General features: G+C 69.2%; 15 protein-coding genes and 1 pseudogene. 13 read left to right on the forward strand and 3 right to left on the reverse strand.

Annotated elements, in window-relative coordinates; genetic code table 11:
• Positions 1–18 precede the first annotated feature (18 nt).
• The 4 genes from metH (at position 19) to CRP49_RS26385 (ending at position 8,050) form a co-directional block, all read left to right on the forward strand.
• The gene (gene metH, locus CRP49_RS26370; protein ID WP_097255633.1) at positions 19–3,534 is read left to right on the forward strand and encodes a methionine synthase; all 3,516 of its coding nucleotides are present in this window, start codon (positions 19–21) and stop codon (positions 3,532–3,534) included.
• Positions 3,535–3,664: 130 nt separating this feature from the next.
• Entirely contained in the window at positions 3,665–4,366 is a 702-nt protein-coding gene (locus CRP49_RS26375; RefSeq protein WP_097255634.1) for an HAD family phosphatase, read from the forward strand.
• A gap of 432 nt (positions 4,367–4,798) precedes the next feature.
• The gene (locus CRP49_RS26380; RefSeq protein WP_097255635.1) at positions 4,799–6,403 is read left to right on the forward strand and encodes an ABC transporter substrate-binding protein; all 1,605 of its coding nucleotides are present in this window, start codon (positions 4,799–4,801) and stop codon (positions 6,401–6,403) included.
• 66 nt (positions 6,404–6,469) lie between these two features.
• Positions 6,470–8,050, forward strand: coding sequence for an ABC transporter substrate-binding protein (locus tag CRP49_RS26385; RefSeq protein WP_097255636.1), 1,581 nt, complete (start codon positions 6,470–6,472; stop codon positions 8,048–8,050).
• Between the two features lie 69 nt (positions 8,051–8,119).
• Here the strand turns inward: CRP49_RS26385 and CRP49_RS26390 are convergent, their stop codons facing one another.
• Positions 8,120–8,791: a response regulator transcription factor gene (locus CRP49_RS26390; RefSeq protein ID WP_094216819.1), complete on the reverse strand. Its 672-nt coding sequence runs from the start codon at positions 8,789–8,791 to the stop codon at positions 8,120–8,122.
• 65 nt (positions 8,792–8,856) lie between these two features.
• Entirely contained in the window at positions 8,857–9,789 is a 933-nt protein-coding gene (locus tag CRP49_RS26395) for a RecB family exonuclease (RefSeq protein WP_097255637.1), read from the reverse strand.
• Positions 9,790–9,966: 177 nt separating this feature from the next.
• On the opposite strand from CRP49_RS26395, the pseudogene CRP49_RS26400 reads away from it, so the two are divergent.
• The 3 genes and pseudogenes from CRP49_RS26400 (at position 9,967) to CRP49_RS26410 (ending at position 13,227) form a co-directional block, all read left to right on the forward strand.
• Positions 9,967–11,468: pseudogene (locus tag CRP49_RS26400) on the forward strand (site-2 protease family protein).
• A 38-nt stretch (positions 11,469–11,506) separates the two neighbouring features.
• Positions 11,507–12,409 carry a tRNA (adenine-N1)-methyltransferase gene (locus CRP49_RS26405; protein ID WP_067031713.1) on the forward strand — a complete coding sequence of 301 codons (903 nt, stop codon included), beginning with the start codon at positions 11,507–11,509 and terminating at the stop codon, positions 12,407–12,409.
• 236 nt (positions 12,410–12,645) lie between these two features.
• Positions 12,646–13,227, forward strand: a complete 582-nt coding sequence (locus CRP49_RS26410) for a hypothetical protein (protein WP_097255638.1) — start codon at positions 12,646–12,648, stop codon at positions 13,225–13,227.
• 18 nt (positions 13,228–13,245) lie between these two features.
• On the opposite strand, the gene CRP49_RS26415 is transcribed toward CRP49_RS26410, so the two are convergent.
• Positions 13,246–13,548 (reverse strand): ferredoxin, encoded by a 303-nt coding sequence (locus tag CRP49_RS26415; RefSeq protein ID WP_097255639.1) that lies wholly within the window; start codon positions 13,546–13,548, stop codon positions 13,246–13,248.
• A 518-nt stretch (positions 13,549–14,066) separates the two neighbouring features.
• On the opposite strand from CRP49_RS26415, the gene arc reads away from it, so the two are divergent.
• The 6 genes from arc to prcA all read left to right on the forward strand — a co-directional run bounded on the left by arc (position 14,067) and on the right by prcA (position 19,916).
• Entirely contained in the window at positions 14,067–15,833 is a 1,767-nt protein-coding gene (arc, locus tag CRP49_RS26425; protein ID WP_097255640.1) for a proteasome ATPase, read from the forward strand.
• Between the two features lie 232 nt (positions 15,834–16,065).
• The gene (gene dop / locus CRP49_RS26430) at positions 16,066–17,577 is read left to right on the forward strand and encodes a depupylase/deamidase Dop (RefSeq protein ID WP_373560369.1); all 1,512 of its coding nucleotides are present in this window, start codon (positions 16,066–16,068) and stop codon (positions 17,575–17,577) included.
• Positions 17,578–17,750: 173 nt separating this feature from the next.
• Positions 17,751–17,969, forward strand: coding sequence for a ubiquitin-like protein Pup (locus CRP49_RS26435; protein ID WP_020939002.1), 219 nt, complete (start codon positions 17,751–17,753; stop codon positions 17,967–17,969).
• 174 nt (positions 17,970–18,143) lie between these two features.
• A complete protein-coding gene (locus CRP49_RS26440; RefSeq protein ID WP_257033490.1) occupies positions 18,144–18,305 on the forward strand; it encodes an endonuclease VII domain-containing protein in 162 nt (53 codons plus the stop codon).
• Positions 18,257–19,102 carry a proteasome subunit beta gene (gene prcB / locus CRP49_RS26445; protein WP_097255643.1) on the forward strand — a complete coding sequence of 282 codons (846 nt, stop codon included), beginning with the start codon at positions 18,257–18,259 and terminating at the stop codon, positions 19,100–19,102. Before CRP49_RS26440 ends, prcB begins: the two co-directional genes overlap by 49 nt.
• Before the next feature lie 61 nt (positions 19,103–19,163).
• Entirely contained in the window at positions 19,164–19,916 is a 753-nt protein-coding gene (gene prcA / locus CRP49_RS26450; RefSeq protein WP_094216827.1) for a proteasome subunit alpha, read from the forward strand.
• Positions 19,917–19,958: the final 42 nt, after the last annotated feature.

Here is a 19,958-nt window from a genome sequence, read left to right on the forward strand (position 1 = left end):
ACTCCAGGGAGCCCCTTCATGGCCTCGTTGCCAACGACCCCTTCCGCCGACACCCGGACCCGTGCGTCCGCACTCCGAGAGGCACTGGCCACCCGCGTGGTGGTCGCCGACGGAGCGATGGGCACGATGCTCCAGGCCCAGGAACCGACACTCGAGGACTTCCAGCACCTCGAGGGCTGCAACGAGATTCTCAACCTCACCCGGCCCGACATCGTCCGCTCCGTCCACGAGGCGTACTTCGCCGTGGGCGTCGACTGCGTCGAGACCAACACCTTCGGTGCCAACCACTCCGCGCTCGGCGAGTACGACATCGCCGACCGTGTATACGAGCTGTCCGAGGCGGGCGCCCGCGTCGCCCGCGAGGTCGCCGACGAGTTCACCGCCAAGGACGGCCGGCCCCGCTGGGTCCTCGGCTCCATCGGCCCGGGCACCAAGCTGCCCACCCTCGGTCACGCCCCCTACACCACCCTGCGCGACGCCTTCCAGCGCAACGCCGAGGGCCTGGTCACCGGGGGCGCCGACGCGCTGCTCGTGGAGACCACCCAGGACCTGCTGCAGACCAAGGCCGCCGTCCTCGGCGCCCGCCGGGGCCTCGCCGCCCTCGGCCTGGACGTGCCGGTGATCGTGTCGGTGACCGTCGAGACCACCGGCACCATGCTGCTCGGCTCCGAGATCGGCGCGGCCCTCACCGCGCTGGAGCCCCTCGGCATCGACATGATCGGCCTGAACTGCGCCACCGGCCCGGCCGAGATGAGCGAGCACCTGCGCTACCTCGCCCGCACCGCCCGTATCCCGCTGTCCTGCATGCCCAACGCGGGCCTCCCGGTCCTCGGCAAGGACGGCGCCCACTACCCGCTGACCGCGCCGGAGCTGGCCGACGCCCAGGAGACCTTCGTCCGCGAGTACGGCCTCTCGCTGGTCGGTGGCTGCTGCGGCACCACCCCCGAGCACCTGCGCCAGGTCGTCGAGCGCGTCCGGGGCCTCACCCCGCCCGAGCGGCAGCCGCGGCCCGAGCCCGGCGCCGCCTCCCTCTACCAGACCGTGCCGTTCCGCCAGGACACCTCCTACCTGGCCATCGGCGAGCGCACCAACGCCAACGGCTCCAAGAAGTTCCGCGAGGCCATGCTGGACGCCCGCTGGGACGACTGTGTCGAGATGGCACGCGAGCAGATCCGCGAGGGCGCGCACATGCTCGACCTCTGCGTGGACTACGTCGGCCGCGACGGCGTCGCCGACATGGAGGAGCTGGCCGGCCGTTTCGCCACCGCCTCCACCCTGCCGATCGTCCTCGACTCCACCGAGGTCGACGTGCTCCAGGCGGGCCTGGAGAAGCTCGGCGGCCGCGCGGTGATCAACTCTGTCAACTACGAGGACGGCGACGGCCCCGACTCCCGCTTCGCCAAGGTCACCAGGCTGGCCCAGGAGCACGGCGCCGCCCTGATCGCGCTGACCATCGACGAGGAGGGCCAGGCCCGCACCCCCGAGAAGAAGGTCGAGATCGCCGAACGGCTGATCGACGACCTGACCGGGAACTGGGGCATCCTCGAGGACGACATCCTCATCGACGCCCTGACCTTCACCATCTGCACCGGTCAGGAGGAGTCCCGCAAGGACGGCATCGCCACCATCGAGGCGATCCGCGAGCTGAAGAAGCGGCACCCGGCCGTGCAGACCACGCTGGGTCTGTCGAACATCTCCTTCGGCCTCAACCCGGCCGCCCGCATCCTGCTGAACTCCGTCTTCCTGGACGAGTGCGTCAAGGCGGGCCTGGACTCCGCGATCGTCCACGCCTCCAAGATCCTGCCGATCGCCCGCTTCGACGAGGAGCAGGTCACCACCGCCCTCGACCTCATCTACGACCGCCGCAGCGAGGGCTACGACCCCCTCCAGAAGCTCATGGCCCTGTTCGAGGGCGCCACCGCCAAGTCCCTGAAGGCCGGCAAGGCCGAGGAGCTGGCCGCCCTCCCGCTGGAGGAACGCCTCAAGCGCCGCATCATCGACGGCGAGCGCAACGGCCTGGAGGCCGACCTCGATCTCGCGCTGGCCGACCGCCCGGCCCTGGACATCGTCAACGAGACCCTCCTGGACGGCATGAAGGTCGTCGGCGAGCTGTTCGGCTCCGGCCAGATGCAGCTGCCGTTCGTCCTCCAGTCCGCCGAGGTCATGAAGACGGCCGTCGCCTACCTCGAACCGCACATGGAGAAGTCGGACGCCGAGGGCAAGGGCACCATCGTGCTGGCCACCGTGCGCGGCGACGTCCACGACATCGGCAAGAACCTCGTCGACATCATCCTGTCCAACAACGGCTACAACGTCGTCAACCTGGGCATCAAGCAGCCGGTCTCCGCGATCCTGGAGGCCGCCGAGGAGCACCGGGCCGACGTCATCGGCATGTCCGGTCTGCTGGTCAAGTCCACGGTGATCATGAAGGAGAACCTGGAGGAGCTGAACCAGCGCGGCCTCGCCGCCCGCTTCCCGGTCATCCTCGGCGGCGCCGCCCTCACCCGCGCCTACGTCGAGCAGGACCTGCACGAGATCTACGAGGGCGAGGTCCGCTACGCCCGCGACGCCTTCGAGGGCCTGCGCCTGATGGACGCCCTGATCGGCGTCAAGCGGGGCGTGCCCGGTGCGCAGCTGCCCGAGCTGAAGCAGCGCCGGGTCCGGGCCGCGGCCGCCCTCCAGGTCGAGGAACGCCCGGAGGAGGGGCACGTCCGCTCCGACGTCGCCACCGACAACCCCGTGCCGACCCCGCCGTTCTGGGACACCCGCGTCATCAAGGGCATCCAGCTCAAGGAGTACGCGAGCTGGCTGGACGAGGGCGCGCTGTTCAAGGGCCAGTGGGGCCTGAAGCAGGCCCGCACCGGGGACGGGCCGACGTACGAGGAACTGGCGGAGACCGAGGGCCGCCCCCGCCTGCGCGGCCTGCTCGACCGGCTCCAGACGGAGAACCTGCTGGAGGCCGCCGTGGTCTACGGCTACTTCCCGTGCGTCTCCAAGGACGACGACCTGATCATCCTGGACGAGCAGGGCAACGAGCGCACCCGGTTCACCTTCCCGCGCCAGCGCCGCGGCCGCCGGCTGTGCCTCGCCGACTTCTTCCGCCCGGAGGAGTCGGGGGAGACGGACGTCGTCGGCCTCCAGGTGGTCACCGTCGGCTCCCGCATCGGCGAGGAGACGGCCAAGCTCTTCGAGTCGAACTCCTACCGCGACTACCTCGAACTCCACGGCCTGTCCGTGCAGTTGGCGGAGGCGCTCGCCGAGTACTGGCACGCCCGCGTCCGCGCCGAACTCGGCTTCGCCGGCGAGGACCCGGCCGACATCGAGGACATGTTCGCCCTGAAGTACCGGGGCGCCCGCTTCTCCCTCGGCTACGGCGCCTGCCCCGACCTGGAGGACCGCGCCAAGATCGCCGAACTGCTCCAGCCCGAGCGGATCGGCGTCCACCTGTCCGAGGAGTTCCAGCTCCACCCCGAGCAGTCCACGGACGCGATCGTGATCCACCACCCGGAGGCGAAGTACTTCAACGCCCGGTGAGGTGCCTCGACGCCCCGTGAGGCGCGTCGCACAGCACACTGATCGGATAAGTCGTACACTGGTCGGTCCACCGCAGGCCGGTTCCCTGTCCGGGAACCGGCCTGGTCGTCCCTCAAGGAGGTGCGCCAGGATGACCAGTACGGTCCCCGCGCTCGGAACCCGTACGGCCGAAGGCTCAGCCCTGCAGGCCGTGCTCCTCGACATGGACGGCACCCTGGTGGACACCGAGGGTTTCTGGTGGGACGTGGAGGTCGAGGTCTTCGCCGCCCTGGGCCACACCCTCGACGACACCTGGCGCCACATCGTGGTCGGCGGCCCCATGACCCGCAGCGCGGGCTTCCTGATCGAGGCCACCGGCGCCGACATCACCCTCGCCGAGCTGACCACGCTGCTCAACGACGGGTTCGAGGAGCGCATCGGCCGCTCCCTGCCACTGATGCCGGGTGCCGCCCGGCTGCTCGCCGAGCTGTACGAGTACGAGATCCCGACCGCCCTGGTCTCCGCCTCGCACCGGCGCATCATCGACCGCGTGCTGGCCTCCCTCGGCCCCCAGCACTTCGCCCTGACCGTGGCCGGCGACGAGGTGTCGCGCACCAAGCCGTACCCGGACCCGTATCTGCTCGCCGCCGCCGGGCTCGGCGCCGAGCCCGCCCGGTGCGCGGTGATCGAGGACACCGCGACCGGCGTGGAGGCCGCGGAGGCCGCAGGCTGCCGGGTGGTCGCCGTGCCCTCGGTGGCCCCCATCGCGCCGACCGACGGGCGCACGGTCGTCAGCTCGCTCGAAGAGGTCGACCTGGCATTTCTGCGCGGCCTGATGACGGAAATGCGCTAGCCGTTCACCCAGCGTGCAAAGTCCATTGGACGCGTTGGACAAAAATCCGGGGTCGTACACCGACATGGAATTCGAAGCGGGCCGCCCGGCCGAATTCCGTTAACCGCCAACCCAGTTGGAAGTGTGACGTTCCCCACGTGTGACGGGCTCGACAACGTTGCCCGAGTGTGCAGATCGGCCCCGTTTGGGGTCGACTGGCGTGCCTTTGTGTCCCGATTGATGGAAAGCTGCACCAAACCTGCCGCTGTCGGGTTTTCGGTGTGTCCACACCCGGTTTCACTCCGTGATGGGGACTCAACTCACGCGGCTGTGAACCCTCCTGCGGGCGCGGTCTAATCTCGTCGCGAGAACATCGCCGCAACCCCCGTGACCCGCCGCACCACCCATGCATGCCGGGTACACGGATTCGAACAGTCCTGGAGAAAGTCCCGCATGAACCGCAAGACCTTGGTGCTGCCGGCAGTCGCCGGCCTGCTCACGCCGGTTCTCGCCGCGTGCGGCGGATCCGACAGCGGCAGCAAGAGCGGGAACGCCATCGTCGTCGGCACCACGGACCGGTTCACCGCCACGAGTGACGCGCCCGCGCCCCTCGACCCCGCCTACGCCTACGACGTCGGCACCTGGAACATCCTGCGCCAGACGGTGCAGACCCTGATGACCCAGCCCAAGGGCGAAGGTGACCCGGTGCCCGAGGCGGCCGAGAGCTGCTCCTTCACCGACAGCGGCAACGAGCGCTACGCCTGCAAGCTGCGCGACGGTCTGTCGTTCGCCAACGGCGACAAGGTCACCGCCGAGGACGTCAAGTTCTCCATCGAGCGAGCCCTGCGCATCAAGGCCGACAGCGGTGTCGCCGCCCTGCTGAACACCATCGACACGATCGAGACCCAGGGCGACCGCGAGGTCATCTTCCACCTCAAGACGGCCGACGCCACCTTCCCGTACAAGCTGTCCACCCCGGTCGCCGGCATCGTCGACCCCAAGGACTACGACAAGGGCAAGCTGCGCGACGGCTTCGAGGTCGACGGCTCCGGCCCCTACACCGTCACGGCCGACGTCAAGGACAACGCGATCGTCAGCGCCACCTTCACCAAGAACGCCTCCTACAAGGGCAGCCTGAAGGTGAACAACGACCAGGTCGTGATCCGCTCCTACGACGACGCGGACGCCATGGGCGCCGCCATCGACAAGGGCGACATCGACGTCATGACCCGCACCATGTCGCCGGCGCAGATCGACAAGCTGGACAGCGGTTCCGACGAGAACGTCGACCTGGTCGACATGCCGGGCCTGGAGATCCGCTACCTGGCCTTCAACACCAACGCGCCGACCGTGAAGAACAAGGCCGTCCGCCAGGCCATGGCCCAGGTCATCAACCGCGGCGAACTCGTCTCCAAGGTCTACGGCACCCAGGCCGAGCCGCTGTACTCGCTCGTCCCGGCGACCCTCACCGGCCACTCCAACTCGTTCTTCAACAAGTACGGCGACCCCAACGTCGCCAAGGCGAAGGACCTGCTCACCAAGGCCGGCGTCACCGCCCCGGTGAAGCTGACGCTGCACTACACCACCGACCACTACGGCTCGGCCACCAAGCAGGAGTTCGAGATCCTGCAGAAGCAGCTCAACGGCAGCGGTCTGTTCGACGTCAGCATCCAGGGGCACCCCTGGGCGACCTTCCGGCCCGCCGAGCAGAAGGGCCAGTACGACGTCTACGGCATGGGTTGGTTCCCCGACTTCCCGGACGCGGACAACTACGTCGCGCCCTTCCTCGACAAGGACAACTTCCTCGGCTCGCCGTACTCCAACAGCACCATCCAGCGCACGCTCATCCCGGAGTCCCGCCGCGAGGCCGACCGGCTCAACGCCACCAAGAGCCTGACCGAGATTCAGAACACCGTCGCCGAGGACGTCCCCGTACTGCCCCTGTGGCAGGGCAAGCAGTACGTCGCCGCACGGGACGACATCACGGGCGTCTCCTACGCCCTCAACTCCTCCTCGACGCTTCAGCTGTGGGAACTCGGCCGCGGAGTCAGCGGCTGACGTCTCTCCTTGTCCGGGGCACGGAACGGGGGCTCCGGATCGACGAACCGACGACAAAGGCACACAGTGAACCTGCGCAACCAGTGGCCAGTCCTGCCCATCGTGGCGGGGCTGGCCTCCGGCCTGTTGACCGGCTGCGGCTCGGAGGACGGTGCATCCGGGGGCACCGGCTCCTCCCTGGTGATGGGGATGTCCGACGACGTCCTCGCCACCGACCCCGCCTCCGGTTACGACCCCGGCTCCTGGCTGTTGTTCAACAACGTCTTCCAGTCGCTGCTCAGCTTCCCCAAGGGCGGCACGGAGCCCGAGCCGGAGGCGGCGAAGCAGTGCACCTTCACCGACACCCAGGCGATGGTGTACAAGTGTGAACTCAAGGACGGTCTGAAGTTCAGCAACGGTGACGCCCTCACCTCAGAGGACGTCAAGTTCTCCTTCGACCGCATGCTGAAGATCGACGACGCCGCCGGCCCGGCGATCATGTTCCCGATGCTCGACAAGGTCGAGGCACCCGACGCGAAGACGGTCGTCTTCCGGCTCAAGGTCCCCGACGCCACCTTCCCCAGCAAGGTCGCCTCCGGCGCCGGCTCCATCGTCGACCACCGCCAGTACGACGCCAACGGCCTGCGCACCGACGACAAGGCCGTCGGCTCCGGGCCGTACAAGCTGGACTCCTTCGACAAGGAGGAGGCGGTCTTCTCCGTCAACTCCAACTACCAGGGCACCGCCAAGGCCAAGAACTCCGGCATCACCCTGAAGTTCTTCCACGGCGACCGGGCCGCCCTGAAGAAGGCCCTCGAGAGCGGCGACGTCGACATCGCCTACCGAGGCCTGTCCGCGAGCGACATCGCCGACCTCGACCAGCAGGACGGCAGCAAGGGCATCGACGTCATCGAGGGCAGCAGCGCCGAGGTCCAGCACCTGGTCTTCAACATGAAGGACCCGGTCGCCGGCAAGCTCGCCGTCCGCAAGGCCATGGCCTACCTCCTCGACCGCGACGCCCTGGTCAGGAACGTCTACCAGGACACCGCCACCCCGCTGTACTCGATCATCCCGGCCGGCATCGCGGGCCACAACACGGCCTTCTTCGACACCTACGGCGCCCGTCCCTCCAAGGAGAAGGCCGCCGCCGCGCTGCGCGCCGAGGGCATCACCGGCAAGGTGAAGCTCACCCTGTGGTCCACGCCGTCCCGCTACGGCCCCGCCACCGACGAGGAGCTGAAGGCCATCGCCGGGCAGCTCAACGCGAGCGGACTGTTCCAGGCCGACGTCAAGTCCGTCGCCTTCGACCAGTACGAGAAGGACATCGCCCAGGGCAAGTACGGCGTGTACGTGAAGGGCTGGGTGCCCGACTACCCGGACGCCGACAACTTCACGGCGCCCTTCTTCGGCAAGGACAACGTGCTGGGCAACAACTACAGCAACAGCACGATCACCGGCTCCCTCATCCCCGGCACGGCCGCTCAGAGCGACCGCTCCGCCACCGACAAGGAATTCGGGAAGCTCCAGGACATCGTCGCCGACGAGCTGCCCGTCCTGCCGGTGTGGCAGGCCAAGCAGTACGCGCTCGCCCGCGACGGCGTCTACGGCCTGGAGTACTGCCTGGACGCCTCGACGGTGTTCCGGTTCTGGGAGCTGAGCAAGGGCTGAGCGGCACCTACGCGCAGGGCGCTGCGTTCTCCTCCGGAGGACGCAGCGCCCAGTGCTGTGTACAAAGTCCTACTGCGCGCCCGGACGCACCAGCCCGCTCTCGTACGCGTACACCGCGGCCTGCACCCGGTCCCTGAGGCCCAGCTTGGTCAGCACGTGCCCGACGTGCGTCTTCACGGTGGTCTCGCTGACGAACAGGTCGGCGGCGATCTCGGCGTTGGACAGCCCCCGCGCCACCAGCTTCAGCACCTCCACCTCGCGGTCGGTGAGCGTGTGCAGGGTGTCCGGCACGGGCTCCTCGCCTGAGGGCAGATGCGTGGCGTACTTGTCCAGCAGACGGCGGGTGATGCTCGGCGCCAGCATGGCCTCACCGGCCGCCACGACCCGGATCGCCTGTACCAGCTCGTTGGCGGGCGCGTCCTTGAGCAGGAAGCCGCTCGCCCCGGCCCGCAGCGCCTCCACCACGTACTCGTCCAGGTCGAACGTGGTCAGCACCAGCACCTTCGCCGGGCCGTCCCGCCCCGGACCGGAGATCTGCCGGGTCGCCTCCACCCCGTCCATCCGCGGCATCCGGATGTCCATGAGCACGACATCGGGCTGCAGGGCGCGCACCTGGTCGAGGGCCTGCAGACCGTCACCGGCCTCGCCCACGACCGCGATGTCCTGCTCGGCCTCCAGGATCATGCGGAAACCGGTACGCAGCAGTGGCTGGTCATCGACCAGTAGGACGCGGATGGCCACGTGACACTCCTTCGCTAGTCCGGCCCCATTCTGCCCTGCGCAGGGTCAGCGGTCCGCCTCCGGGCTCACCCGGCACCGGACTCCGGCGCCCGCACCGGCAGCGGATAGGGCGGGGGAGTGCCGCCGAACTCCGGGCAGTGCGCCTGGTGATCGCACCAGCCGCACAGCTTCGTCGGCCGGGGCCGCCACTCACCGCTCTCCGTGGCCTGCCGGATGGCCTCCCACAGGGCGAGCAGCTTGCGCTCCACCCGCTCCAGGTCGGCGAGGACCGGGTCGTACGTCAGCACGTCCCCGCTGCCGAGATAGACGAGCTGGAGCCGGCGCGGGACCACCCGCTTCAGCCGCCACACCACCAGGGCGTAGAACTTCATCTGGAACAACGCGCCCTCGGCGTACTCCGGGCGCGGCGCCTTGCCCGTCTTGTAGTCGACGATCCGCACCTCACCCGTGGGCGCCACGTCCACCCGGTCGATGATCCCGCGCAGCCGCAGCCCCGACTCCAGCTCGGCCTCCACGAACAGCTCCCGCTCGGAGGGCTCCAGCCGCGACGGGTCCTCCAGCGTGAACCAGCGCTCCACCAGCTGCTCGGCCTCACCGAGCCAGCGCGCCAGCCGTTCCCCCTCCGGATCGTCGGCGAACAGCTCACCGACCTCCGGCCTGCTCTCCCGCAGCCGGTCCCACTGGCCCGGGATCAGCGCCTTGGCCTGCGGCGCGGTCCGCTCCCCGGCGGGCGCGTCGAACAACCGCTCCAGCACGGCGTGCACCAGCGTGCCCCGGGTCGCCGCCTCGCTCGGCTTCTCCGGCAACCGGTCGATCACCCGGAACCGGTACAGCAACGGACACTGCATGAAGTCACTGGCGCGGGACGGCGACAACGAGGTCGGCGCCATGGCGGCACGCTCACCCACCGACCCGGCGGCCTCGCCGCTGCCGCCGGCTGCCTCTGTGTCCTCGACCGCGCCGGGCCGTGCCCCCGCGTCCTCGATGCTGCTGTCCATGACCCCAGACCATACGGCCCGGCACTGACAGTGACCCAGCCGCGTGCGGCGTCGGGCATGCCACGGCGGGGCAAACACAGGGGGTGCCGGGGCGGAACGTGTCACCACGGCCGCATACCATCGACCCAGACCCTTCCGGCCGGTTGGCGCGGAGGACGCTTCGAACGAGGGGACAGCGTGGACGTGAGCGGCGGGAGCGGGCAGCCGCGGTCCGGCAACGACGAGCCGGCCGAGCACCCCGCAGGTCCTACGGCCCCGGCGACCGGACCCACCGATCACCCCGGGCCCGAGCCCCACGACGCCCCGACACCCCCACCCCCGCGGAACGGGACCCGCACCAGGACCCGGACACCGGCGAAGACACCCCGACCGACAACCCGCACCCGCCGACCAGCGAGGACGCCAGGGACACCGGGGCCCGTGAAGAGGCGCCCGCTGCAGGCCCCCGGGCCGGATCCGGCGAGCACCGGACCCTCGCCCACTCCGGGATCGCCAAGGGCGAGCCGCCCCAGCCGCCCGCCAAGGAACCCGGTGGCGGGATCCTCATGGGCCGCCCCTTCGGTGTACCGGTGTACGTCGCGCCCAGCTGGTTCCTGGTCGCCGCGCTGATCACCTGGGTCTTCGGCGGCCAGCTCGACCGCGTACTGCCCGAACTCGGCGCCGCCCGCTACCTGGTGTCCCTGTTCTTCGCCGTCGCCTTCTACGCCTCCGTGCTGGTCCACGAGCTGGCCCACACGGTCGCCGCGATCCGCTTCAAACTCCCCGTCCGCCGCATCCAGCTCCAGTTCTTCGGCGGCGTCTCCGAGATCGAGAAGGAGGCCGAGACCCCGGGCCGGGAGTTCGTCCTCGCCTTCGTCGGGCCGCTGCTCTCACTCGTCCTCGCCGGACTGTTCTACCTGGCCATGAAGCCCGTGGAGCCCGACACCGTCCCGGGCGTCCTGCTGGCCGGCCTGATGATCTCCAACCTCATCGTCGCCATCTTCAACCTGCTGCCCGGCCTGCCCCTGGACGGCGGCCGCATGCTCCGCGCCGTCGTCTGGAAGATCACCGGCAAGCCCATGAGCGGCACCGTCGCCGCCGCCTGGGTCGGCCGCGCCCTCGCCATCTCGGTCCTGATCGGCCTCCCGCTGCTCAACCAGACCGGCGCCCTCGGCGGCGGCAACGAGGACATCAGCGGCATGGACACCGTCACCGACGCCCTGCTCGCCGCCATCCTCGCCGCGATCATCTGGACCGGCGCCGGCAACAGCCTGCGCATGGCCCGGCTGCGCGAACACCTCCCCGAGCTGCGCGCCCGCACCCTGACCCGGCGCGCCGTACCCGTACAGACCGACACCCCGCTCTCCGAAGCCCTGCGCCGGGCCAACGCCGCCGGCGCCCGCGCCCTGGTCGTCGTCGACGCCGACGGCAACCCCCTCTCCCTCGTCCGCGAGGCCGCCATCGTCGGCGTACCCGAGCACCGCCGCCCCTGGGTCGCCGTCAGCGGCCTCGCCCAGGACCTGACCGACGGCATGCGGGTCTCCGCCGAGCTGTCCGGGGAGGAGCTGCTGGACGCCCTGCGGGCCACCCCGGCGACCGAGTACCTGGTGGTCGAGGAGACCGGCGAGATCTACGGCGTCCTGTCCGCCGCGGACGTCGAGCGCGCCTTCGTGAAAGCCATGGCCCGCCCCACGTCCTAGTGGTCGGCGGCCCCCTCAGGTGCCGGTAGGCTGGTCACATGTCCGAACCGACCGGTGCCGCCCGCAGGCGCGGGCCCTTCAAGGTCGGGGACCAGGTTCAGCTGACCGACCCCAAGGGCCGCCACTACACGTTCACGCTCGAAGCCGGGAAGAACTTCCACACCCACAAGGGCTCCTTCCCGCACGACGAACTGATCGGCGCTCCCGAGGGCAGCGTTGTCCGCACCACCGGCAACGTCGCCTACCTCGCGCTGCGCCCCCTGCTCCCCGACTACGTCCTGTCCATGCCCCGCGGGGCAGCCGTCGTCTACCCGAAGGACGCGGGGCAGATCCTCGCCTTCGCCGACATCTTCCCCGGCGCCCGCGTCGTGGAGGCCGGCGTCGGCTCCGGCTCGCTCAGCAGCTTCCTGCTGCGTGCCATCGGCGACCAGGGCATGCTGCACTCCTACGAGCGCCGCGAGGACTTCGCCGAGATCGCCCAGCAGAACGTCGAGCGCTACTTCGGCGGCCCGCACCCCGCCTGGCAGCTCACCGTCGGCGACCTCCAGGACAACCTGTCCGACACCGACGTCGACCGCGTCATCCTCGACATGCTCGCCCCCTGGGAGTGCCTGGAGGCCGTCTCCAAGGCACTCGTCCCCGGCGGCATCCTGTGCTGCTACGTGGCCACCACCACCCAGCTCGCCCGGACCGTCGAGTCCATCCGGGAGATCGGCTGCTTCAACGAGCCGACCGCCTGGGAGACGATGATCCGCAACTGGCACATCGAGGGCCTCGCCGTCCGCCCGGACCACCGGATGATCGGCCACACCGGCTTCCTGCTCACCGCCCGCCGCCTCGCCGACGGCGTCGAGCCGCCCATGCGCCGCCGCCGCCCCGCCAAGGGCGCCTACGGCGAGGACTACGCCGGCCCCAACGCCGACGGCGGCTCCGGCCGCTGACCGGCCCCCCGCCGAGCACAACGCAAGGGCGCCGTGCCCGAGTTCCCGATCGATCCCGGGAACCCGGGCACGGCGCCCGTCCGTTGACGCGGCATCGGGATGCGTACGGCCCCACGCGCGCGTGTGCTCTTCGCCTGCGGAAATCCGTAACGACCCCGCCGTTCCCCCGCACTGTGACGTGTGGCACCATGCAGGCCACCCCCCCACCGGCACAGCCCTCACAGGAGACACTGCTAGTGCAGCAATCCGCCGTTCCGGAGCTCGCCCACACGCACACCCGGCCCATCCACTGGGTCGCCACCGCCACTGCCGTCGCCGGTGTGATCGCCCTGTCCTCCGTAGTGCAGCCCGGCTCGGCCACGGCCGCCCAGCCGGCCCCCGGCACCGAGGCCAAGTCCGCCCCCGCCGCCGTCGCACCCCCCAGCACGACAGGCGTGGACTTCCCGCTCGACTGCGGACCGGTCAAGGCGCTGGTGGTGAAGCAGGCCGCCGGCGACCTGGACGGGGACGGCAGGCCGGAAACCGTCGCGGTCGTACACTGCGACGCCCCCATGGGCACCCCGCCCGACGGCGTCTACGTCCTCACCCGGGGCACGGACAGCGGCACGGCCCGCGTGGTCGCCACCCTCGTCGACCCCAAGGACCGCCTCACCGTCACCGACTTCACCCTGCGCGCGCGGGCCGTCAGCGCCACCCTGCTCGGCTACTCCTCGTCCGACGTGCCCAGTTGCTGCCCCGACGTGAAGACCCCGGCCAAGTGGCGCTGGAACGGCACCGCGTTCCTGCGCTCCACCCCGGCCGGGGCCCACAGCGTCTGACCCGGCGAGGGCCCGGACTCACTCCGCGTCGGGCCCGTACACCTCGACCTTGTCCGAAACCCGGCGTACGTGGATGCACTCGCCGGGACACTCCTTCGCCGAGTCCACCACGTCCGTGAGCAGCGGCAGCGGCACCGGCGTCGTGGCCCCCTGGTGCAGGAGCAGCTCGTCGTCCGCGCCCTTCACATAGGCCAGCCCGTCGATGTCCAGCTCGAACACCTCGGGCGCGTACTGGGCGCAGATCCCGTCGCCGGTACACAGGTCCTGGTCGATCCAGACCTCCAGCGCCTCCCCGCCCGGGGCCTCCTGCTGCACGGTCATCTCTCCTGCCGTCGGTTCGCCGGGCGGTGCCCGAGGCGCGAAGGCCAGCCGGGTCCGCTCCAGCGGCTGTTGAACACCTCGACCCTACCTCCGCCCGCTTTCCTGCCGCGTGCGACGGGGTCCGGGGTTTCCTTCCGGGCCCCCTCGGGTACGACCGCCCGACCGGGGAAGGGAACCCCGGAGCCCGGGGGAACACTTCAAGCCACCCCGACGGTGACGCCGACCATCCGAGCCGTCGCTCTGCGTGATGAACACGGGGGCGTCCGCAGGCCTGCCCGCGTACCGGACGACCGGCCCGGAACAGACAACTCCGGCCAGTCCTGAAGGGTTTTGACCATCCCCGACAAGGAACAAGCCGCTTCCGAATCACGTTGAGTGGGTATTCCCTCCCTGCGAGAGGGAGCGCACCGGGTGACCGACGACACACCTTGACAGTCTTTGTGATCTAGGGGTTTCAATCGACACCCACCCAGGTAGGGTCTGGAAGCGTCCAGCTCCCCTTGGAGGAGGTGAGGACCGTGGCAGCCCACGACGACGACATGAACCGCGGCATCCGCCCGGGACGAGGGTCCGACGACCCGGCCGGGCAGATCGCCTACCTTGAGCAGGAGATCGCCGTCCTGCGACGCAAGCTCGCCGACTCTCCGCGGCACACGAGGATTCTCGAAGAGCGGATCGTCGAACTGCAGACCAACCTGGCCGGCGTCTCCGCACAGAACGAGCGACTGGCCAACACCCTCCGCGAGGCCCGCGACCAGATCGTGGCCCTCAAGGAAGAGGTCGACCGGCTCGCCCAGCCGCCGGCCGGCTTCGGTGTCTTCCTGCAGGCCAACGAGGACGGCACGGCCGACATCTTCACCGGCGGCCGCAAACTGCGGGTGAACGTCAGCCCAAGCGTCGAACTCGACGACCTCAGGCGCGGCCAGGAGGTCATGCTCAACGAAGCGCTCAACGTGGTCGAGGCCATGGAGTACGAGAGCGTCGGCGACATCGTCACCCTCAAGGAGATCCTCGAGGACGGCGAGCGCGCCCTCGTGCTGGGGCACACCGACGAGGAGCGGGTGGTACGGCTCGCCGAGCCGCTGCTGGACGTCACCATCCGCCCCGGCGACGCCCTGCTCCTCGAACCCCGCTCCGGCTACGTCTACGAGGTCGTTCCCAAGAGCGAGGTCGAGGAACTCGTCCTCGAAGAGGTCCCCGACATCGGCTACGACCAGATCGGCGGCCTCGGCAACCAGATCGAGGCGATCCGCGACGCGGTCGAGCTGCCGTACCTCTACCCCGACCTCTTCAAGGAGCACGAGCTGCGGCCCCCGAAGGGAGTCCTGCTCTACGGGCCTCCCGGCTGCGGCAAGACGCTGATCGCCAAGGCCGTCGCCAACTCCCTGGCCAAGAAGGTCGCCGAAGTGACCGGCCAGGCCGCCGGCAAGAGCTTCTTCCTCAACATCAAGGGTCCCGAGCTGCTCAACAAGTACGTCGGCGAGACCGAGCGGCAGATCCGCCTCGTCTTCCAGCGTGCCCGTGAGAAGGCCAGCGAGGGCACCCCCGTGATCGTCTTCTTCGACGAGATGGAGTCGCTCTTCCGCACCCGCGGCTCCGGCGTCAGCTCGGACGTGGAGAACACCATCGTCCCGCAGCTGCTCGCCGAGATCGACGGCGTCGAAGGCCTGCAGAACGTGGTCGTCATCGGCGCCTCCAACCGCGAGGACATGATCGACCCCGCCATCCTGCGCCCCGGCCGGCTCGACGTGAAGATCAAGATCGAGCGTCCCGACGCCGAAGCGGCCAGGGACATCTTCGGCAAGTACCTCACCGAGCGGCTCCCGCTGCACGCCGACGACCTCGGCGAGCACGGCGGCAGCAAGGAGACGACCGTCCAGAGCATGATCCAGACGGCGGTCGAGCACATGTACGCCGAAACCGAGGAGAACCGCTTCCTGGAGGTCACCTACGCCAACGGCGACAAGGAAGTCCTCTACTTCAAGGACTTCAATTCCGGCGCCATGATCGAGAACATCGTGGGCCGCGCCAAGAAAATGGCGATCAAGGACTTCCTGGAGAAGAACCAGAAGGGTCTCCGCGTCTCCCACCTGCTCCAGGCCTGCGTGGACGAGTTCAAGGAGAACGAGGACCTGCCCAACACCACCAACCCGGACGACTGGGCCCGGATCTCCGGAAAGAAGGGCGAGCGGATCGTCTACATCCGTACCCTCATCACCGGAAAGCAGGGCGCCGACACCGGCCGCTCCATCGACACGGTGGCGAATACCGGTCAGTACCTGTAAAGGCAGGGCGGCTGCGGGTGCCCTCGGCGGGTACCCGCAGCCGACTGTTTTTCAGGCCACGACCGGAGCAGGCAATGACGCAAATGATCTCCCCACCAGCGCAAAGGCGTTCTAGGCTCTTTCCTACCGCCGAGTCGCGCAGTGCGGGGACGGGCACCGCACACGCACCGGAGCTCCAGCGGTACTTGAGCGGCGCCCACGACCGAGGGTGCCGCCGGGCAAGGAGGGCCGCATGACCGTACGGCGAGTAATGGGCATCGAGACGGAGTACGGGATCTCCGTCCCCGGCCACCCGAACGCCAATGCCATGCTCACCTCATCCCAGATCGTCAACGCCTACGCGGCGGCGATGCACCGGGCCCGCCGAGCCCGCTGGGACTTCGAGGAGGAAAACCCGCTGCGAGACGCCCGAGGCTTCGACCTCGCCCGGGAAGCCGCCGACGCCAGCCAGCTCACCGACGAGGACATCGGCCTCGCCAACGTCATCCTCACCAACGGTGCGCGCCTCTACGTGGACCACGCCCACCCCGAATACAGCGCCCCCGAGGTCACCAACCCCCGCGACGCCGTCCTCTGGGACAAGGCCGGCGAACGGATCATGGCCGAGGCCGCCGAACGAGCAGCCCAGCTCCCCGGCGCCCAGCCCATCCACCTCTACAAGAACAACACCGACAACAAGGGCGCCTCCTACGGCACGCACGAGAACTACCTGATGAAGCGGGAGACCCCCTTCTCGGACATCGTGCGCCACCTCACGCCCTTCTTCGTCTCCCGCCAGGTCGTCACCGGCGCCGGTCGCGTCGGCATCGGTCAGGACGGCCACGAGCACGGCTTCCAGCTCAGCCAGCGCGCCGACTATTTCGAGGTCGAGGTGGGCCTGGAGACCACCCTCAAGCGCCCGATCATCAACACCCGCGACGAACCCCACGCGGACGCGGAGAAGTACCGCCGCCTGCACGTGATCATCGGCGACGCCAACCTCTCCGAGATCTCGACCTACCTGAAGCTGGGCACGACCGCCCTGGTCCTGTCCATGATCGAGGACGGCTTCATCGCGGTCGACCTGGCAGTGGACCAGCCCGTCCGCACACTCCACCAGGTCTCCCACGACCCCTCACTGAAGCGACTGGTCACCCTGCGTAGCGGCCGGACCCTGACCGCGGTCCAACTGCAGATGGAGTACTTCGAGCTGTCACGCAAGTACGTCGAGGAACGCTTCGGGGCGGACGCCGACGAACAGACCAAGGACGTCCTCTCCCGCTGGGAGGACACCCTCAACCGGCTCGAGAACGACCCGATGAGTCTGGCCGGCGAGCTGGACTGGGTCGCCAAGCGAGAGCTGATGGAGGGCTACCGCCGCCGCGACGGCCTCGACTGGGACGCCGCCCGGCTGCACCTGGTCGACCTCCAGTACGCCGACGTGCGCGCCGAGAAGGGCCTCTACAACCGTCTGGCGGCCCGCGGACGCATGAAGCGGCTGCTGGACGAGTCCGAGGTCGACAGGGCCCGTACCAAGCCGCCGGAGGACACCCGCGCGTACTTCCGCGGCCGCTGCCTGGAGCAGTACGCGGACGACGTGGCCGCGGCGAGCTGGGACTCGGTCATCTTCGACCTCCCCGGCCGGGACTCCCTCCAGCGCGTTCCAACCCTGGAACCACTACGCGGAACGCGAAATCACGTCAAGGAGCTGCTGGACCGCTGTCGCACGGCAGAAGACCTGGTCAGGGTCCTGTCAGGCGGCTGAGGGCGAGGAGCCGGCACGTGCACCGTCCCGGGCGGACCAGGGTGGAAATCCCACCGCCCGGGAATCATCGAGGTGGTCCCCGTACGTTGTCGAAACTGCGGGGCCGATGTCGGACCCGGCTTGTAGGGTCTGATCATCACCGATCGGCAGGCGAACTGAGCGGGGTGAGGGTTATGGCGACCAAGGACACCGGCGGCGGCCAGCAGAAGGCGACGCGCTCCACCGAGGAGGTCGAGGAGCAGGCGCAGGACGCGCAGGCTTCCGAGGACCTCAAGGAGCGGCACGAGAAGCTGAGCGATGACGTGGACTCCGTCCTGGACGAGATCGACGATGTTCTCGAGGAGAATGCGGAGGACTTCGTTCGTAGTTTCGTTCAGAAGGGCGGCGAGTAACCTTCGATTCGAAGGTTGCGGGGGTGCTCGGGTTGGTGAACGCAGAGGGTGTGAAGCGTTGCGTGCGGTGTGGTGAGTACAAGCCGCGCGCAGCGCTTGCCTGCAAGCGCTCGAACCTGGATGGCTTGCAGCGGCATTGCCGGGACTCCCGCAACGCATGTGGATCACTGCCGAATGACGGGTAGGGTCCCTGGCGTACTGTGCTTCAACTGCAATTCCGGCCTCGGCCTGTTGAGGGACGATCCCGAAGCGATGCACCGAGCTGCCGACTACCTGGAAGGAAACGCGTGGAAGCCAACACTCGTAGCACCGGGCGTCTACCAGCTGCCTTCCTGACGCCTGGGTCCTCTTCGTTCATGGACTTCCTGTCGGAGCACCAGCCGGAGATGCTGCCCGGCAACCGGCAGCTGCCGCCCACGCAGGGCGTGATCGAGGCGCCGCACGGGACGACCATCGTGGCCGTGACGTTCCCCGGCGGCGTGGTGCTCGCCGGTGACCGCCGGGCCACGATGGGCAACGTGATCGCGCAGCGGGACATCGAGAAGGTGTTCCCGGCGGACGAGTACTCCGCCGTCGGTATCGCCGGCACGGCCGGTCTGGCCGTCGAGATGGTCAAGCTCTTCCAGCTGGAGCTGGAGCACTTCGAGAAGGTCGAGGGTGCCCAGCTGTCGCTGGAGGGCAAGGCGAACCGGCTGTCGACCATGATTCGTTCCAACCTCGGCATGGCCATGCAGGGCTTGGCGGTGGTGCCGCTGTTCGCCGGGTACGACCTGGGTCGGGAGAGGGGACGCATCTTCTCCTACGACGTCACGGGCGGCCGTTCCGAGGAGCACAACTTCGCGGCGACGGGCTCCGGCTCGATCTTCGCGCGGGGTGCGATGAAGAAGCTGTTCCGTGGCGACCTGACCGAGGAGCAGGCCGCGACCCTGGTGGTCCAGGCCCTGTACGACGCGGCTGACGACGACTCGGCGACCGGTGGTCCCGATGTCGCCCGCCGGATCTACCCGATCATCACCGTGATCACCGAGGACGGTTTCCGCCGGCTCTCCGAGGAGGAGGCCTCCGAGCTGTCCCGTGCGGTGCTCCAGCACCGCCTGGAGGAGCCGGACGGCCCCAAGGCCGCCCTGCTCTGAGCGTGGGCCCGGTTCTTATCGAGGTGATCCAGTGACCATGACAGAAAGGGACGGATAACCGGTGTCGACGCCGTTCTATGTCTCACCCCAGCAGGCCATGGCCGACCGGGCGGAGTACGCCCGGAAGGGCATCGCCCGCGGTCGCAGCCTGGTCGTGCTGCAGTACGCCGACGGCATTGTGTTCGTCGGCGAGAACCCGTCCCGCGCGCTGCACAAGTTCAGCGAGATCTACGACCGGATCGGCTTCGCGGCCGCCGGTAAGTACAACGAGTACGAGAACCTGCGGATCGGCGGTGTCCGGTACGCCGACCTGCGTGGTTACACCTATGACCGGGACGACGTGACCGCCCGCGGTCTGGCCAACGTCTACGCCCAGACGCTGGGCACGATCTTCTCCTCCGCCGCCGAGAAGCCGTACGAGGTGGAGCTGGTCGTCGCCGAGGTCGGGGAGACTCCCGAGGGTGACCAGATCTACCGGCTGCCGCACGACGGTTCGATCGTCGACGAGCACGGCTCGGTGGCGGTGGGCGGCAACGCGGAGCTGATCAGCAACTACCTGGACCAGCGCCATCAGGACGGTATGACCTTGGCGGAGGCGCTGAAGCTGGCTGTGCAGGCGCTGTCCCGTGAGTCGAACGGCACGCAGCGGGAGATCCCCGCCGAGCGCCTGGAGGTCGCGGTGCTGGACCGCACCCGCCCGCAGTCGCGCAAGTTCAAGCGCATCGTCGGCCGCCAGCTCGGCCGCCTCCTGGAGGAGAACGGCGCGGCCACGGAGGCGGAGAGCTCCGAGGAGGAGGGCTCCGAGGAGGAGTAGGCCCCGTCTCGTCCCGCTCTGGTGTGCCCCGTCCGGTTCTCC

Origin of the sequence: Streptomyces sp. Ag109_G2-15 (genome assembly GCF_900215565.1) — a bacterium.
Taxonomy (GTDB): Bacteria; Actinomycetota; Actinomycetes; order Streptomycetales; family Streptomycetaceae; genus Streptomyces; species Streptomyces diastatochromogenes.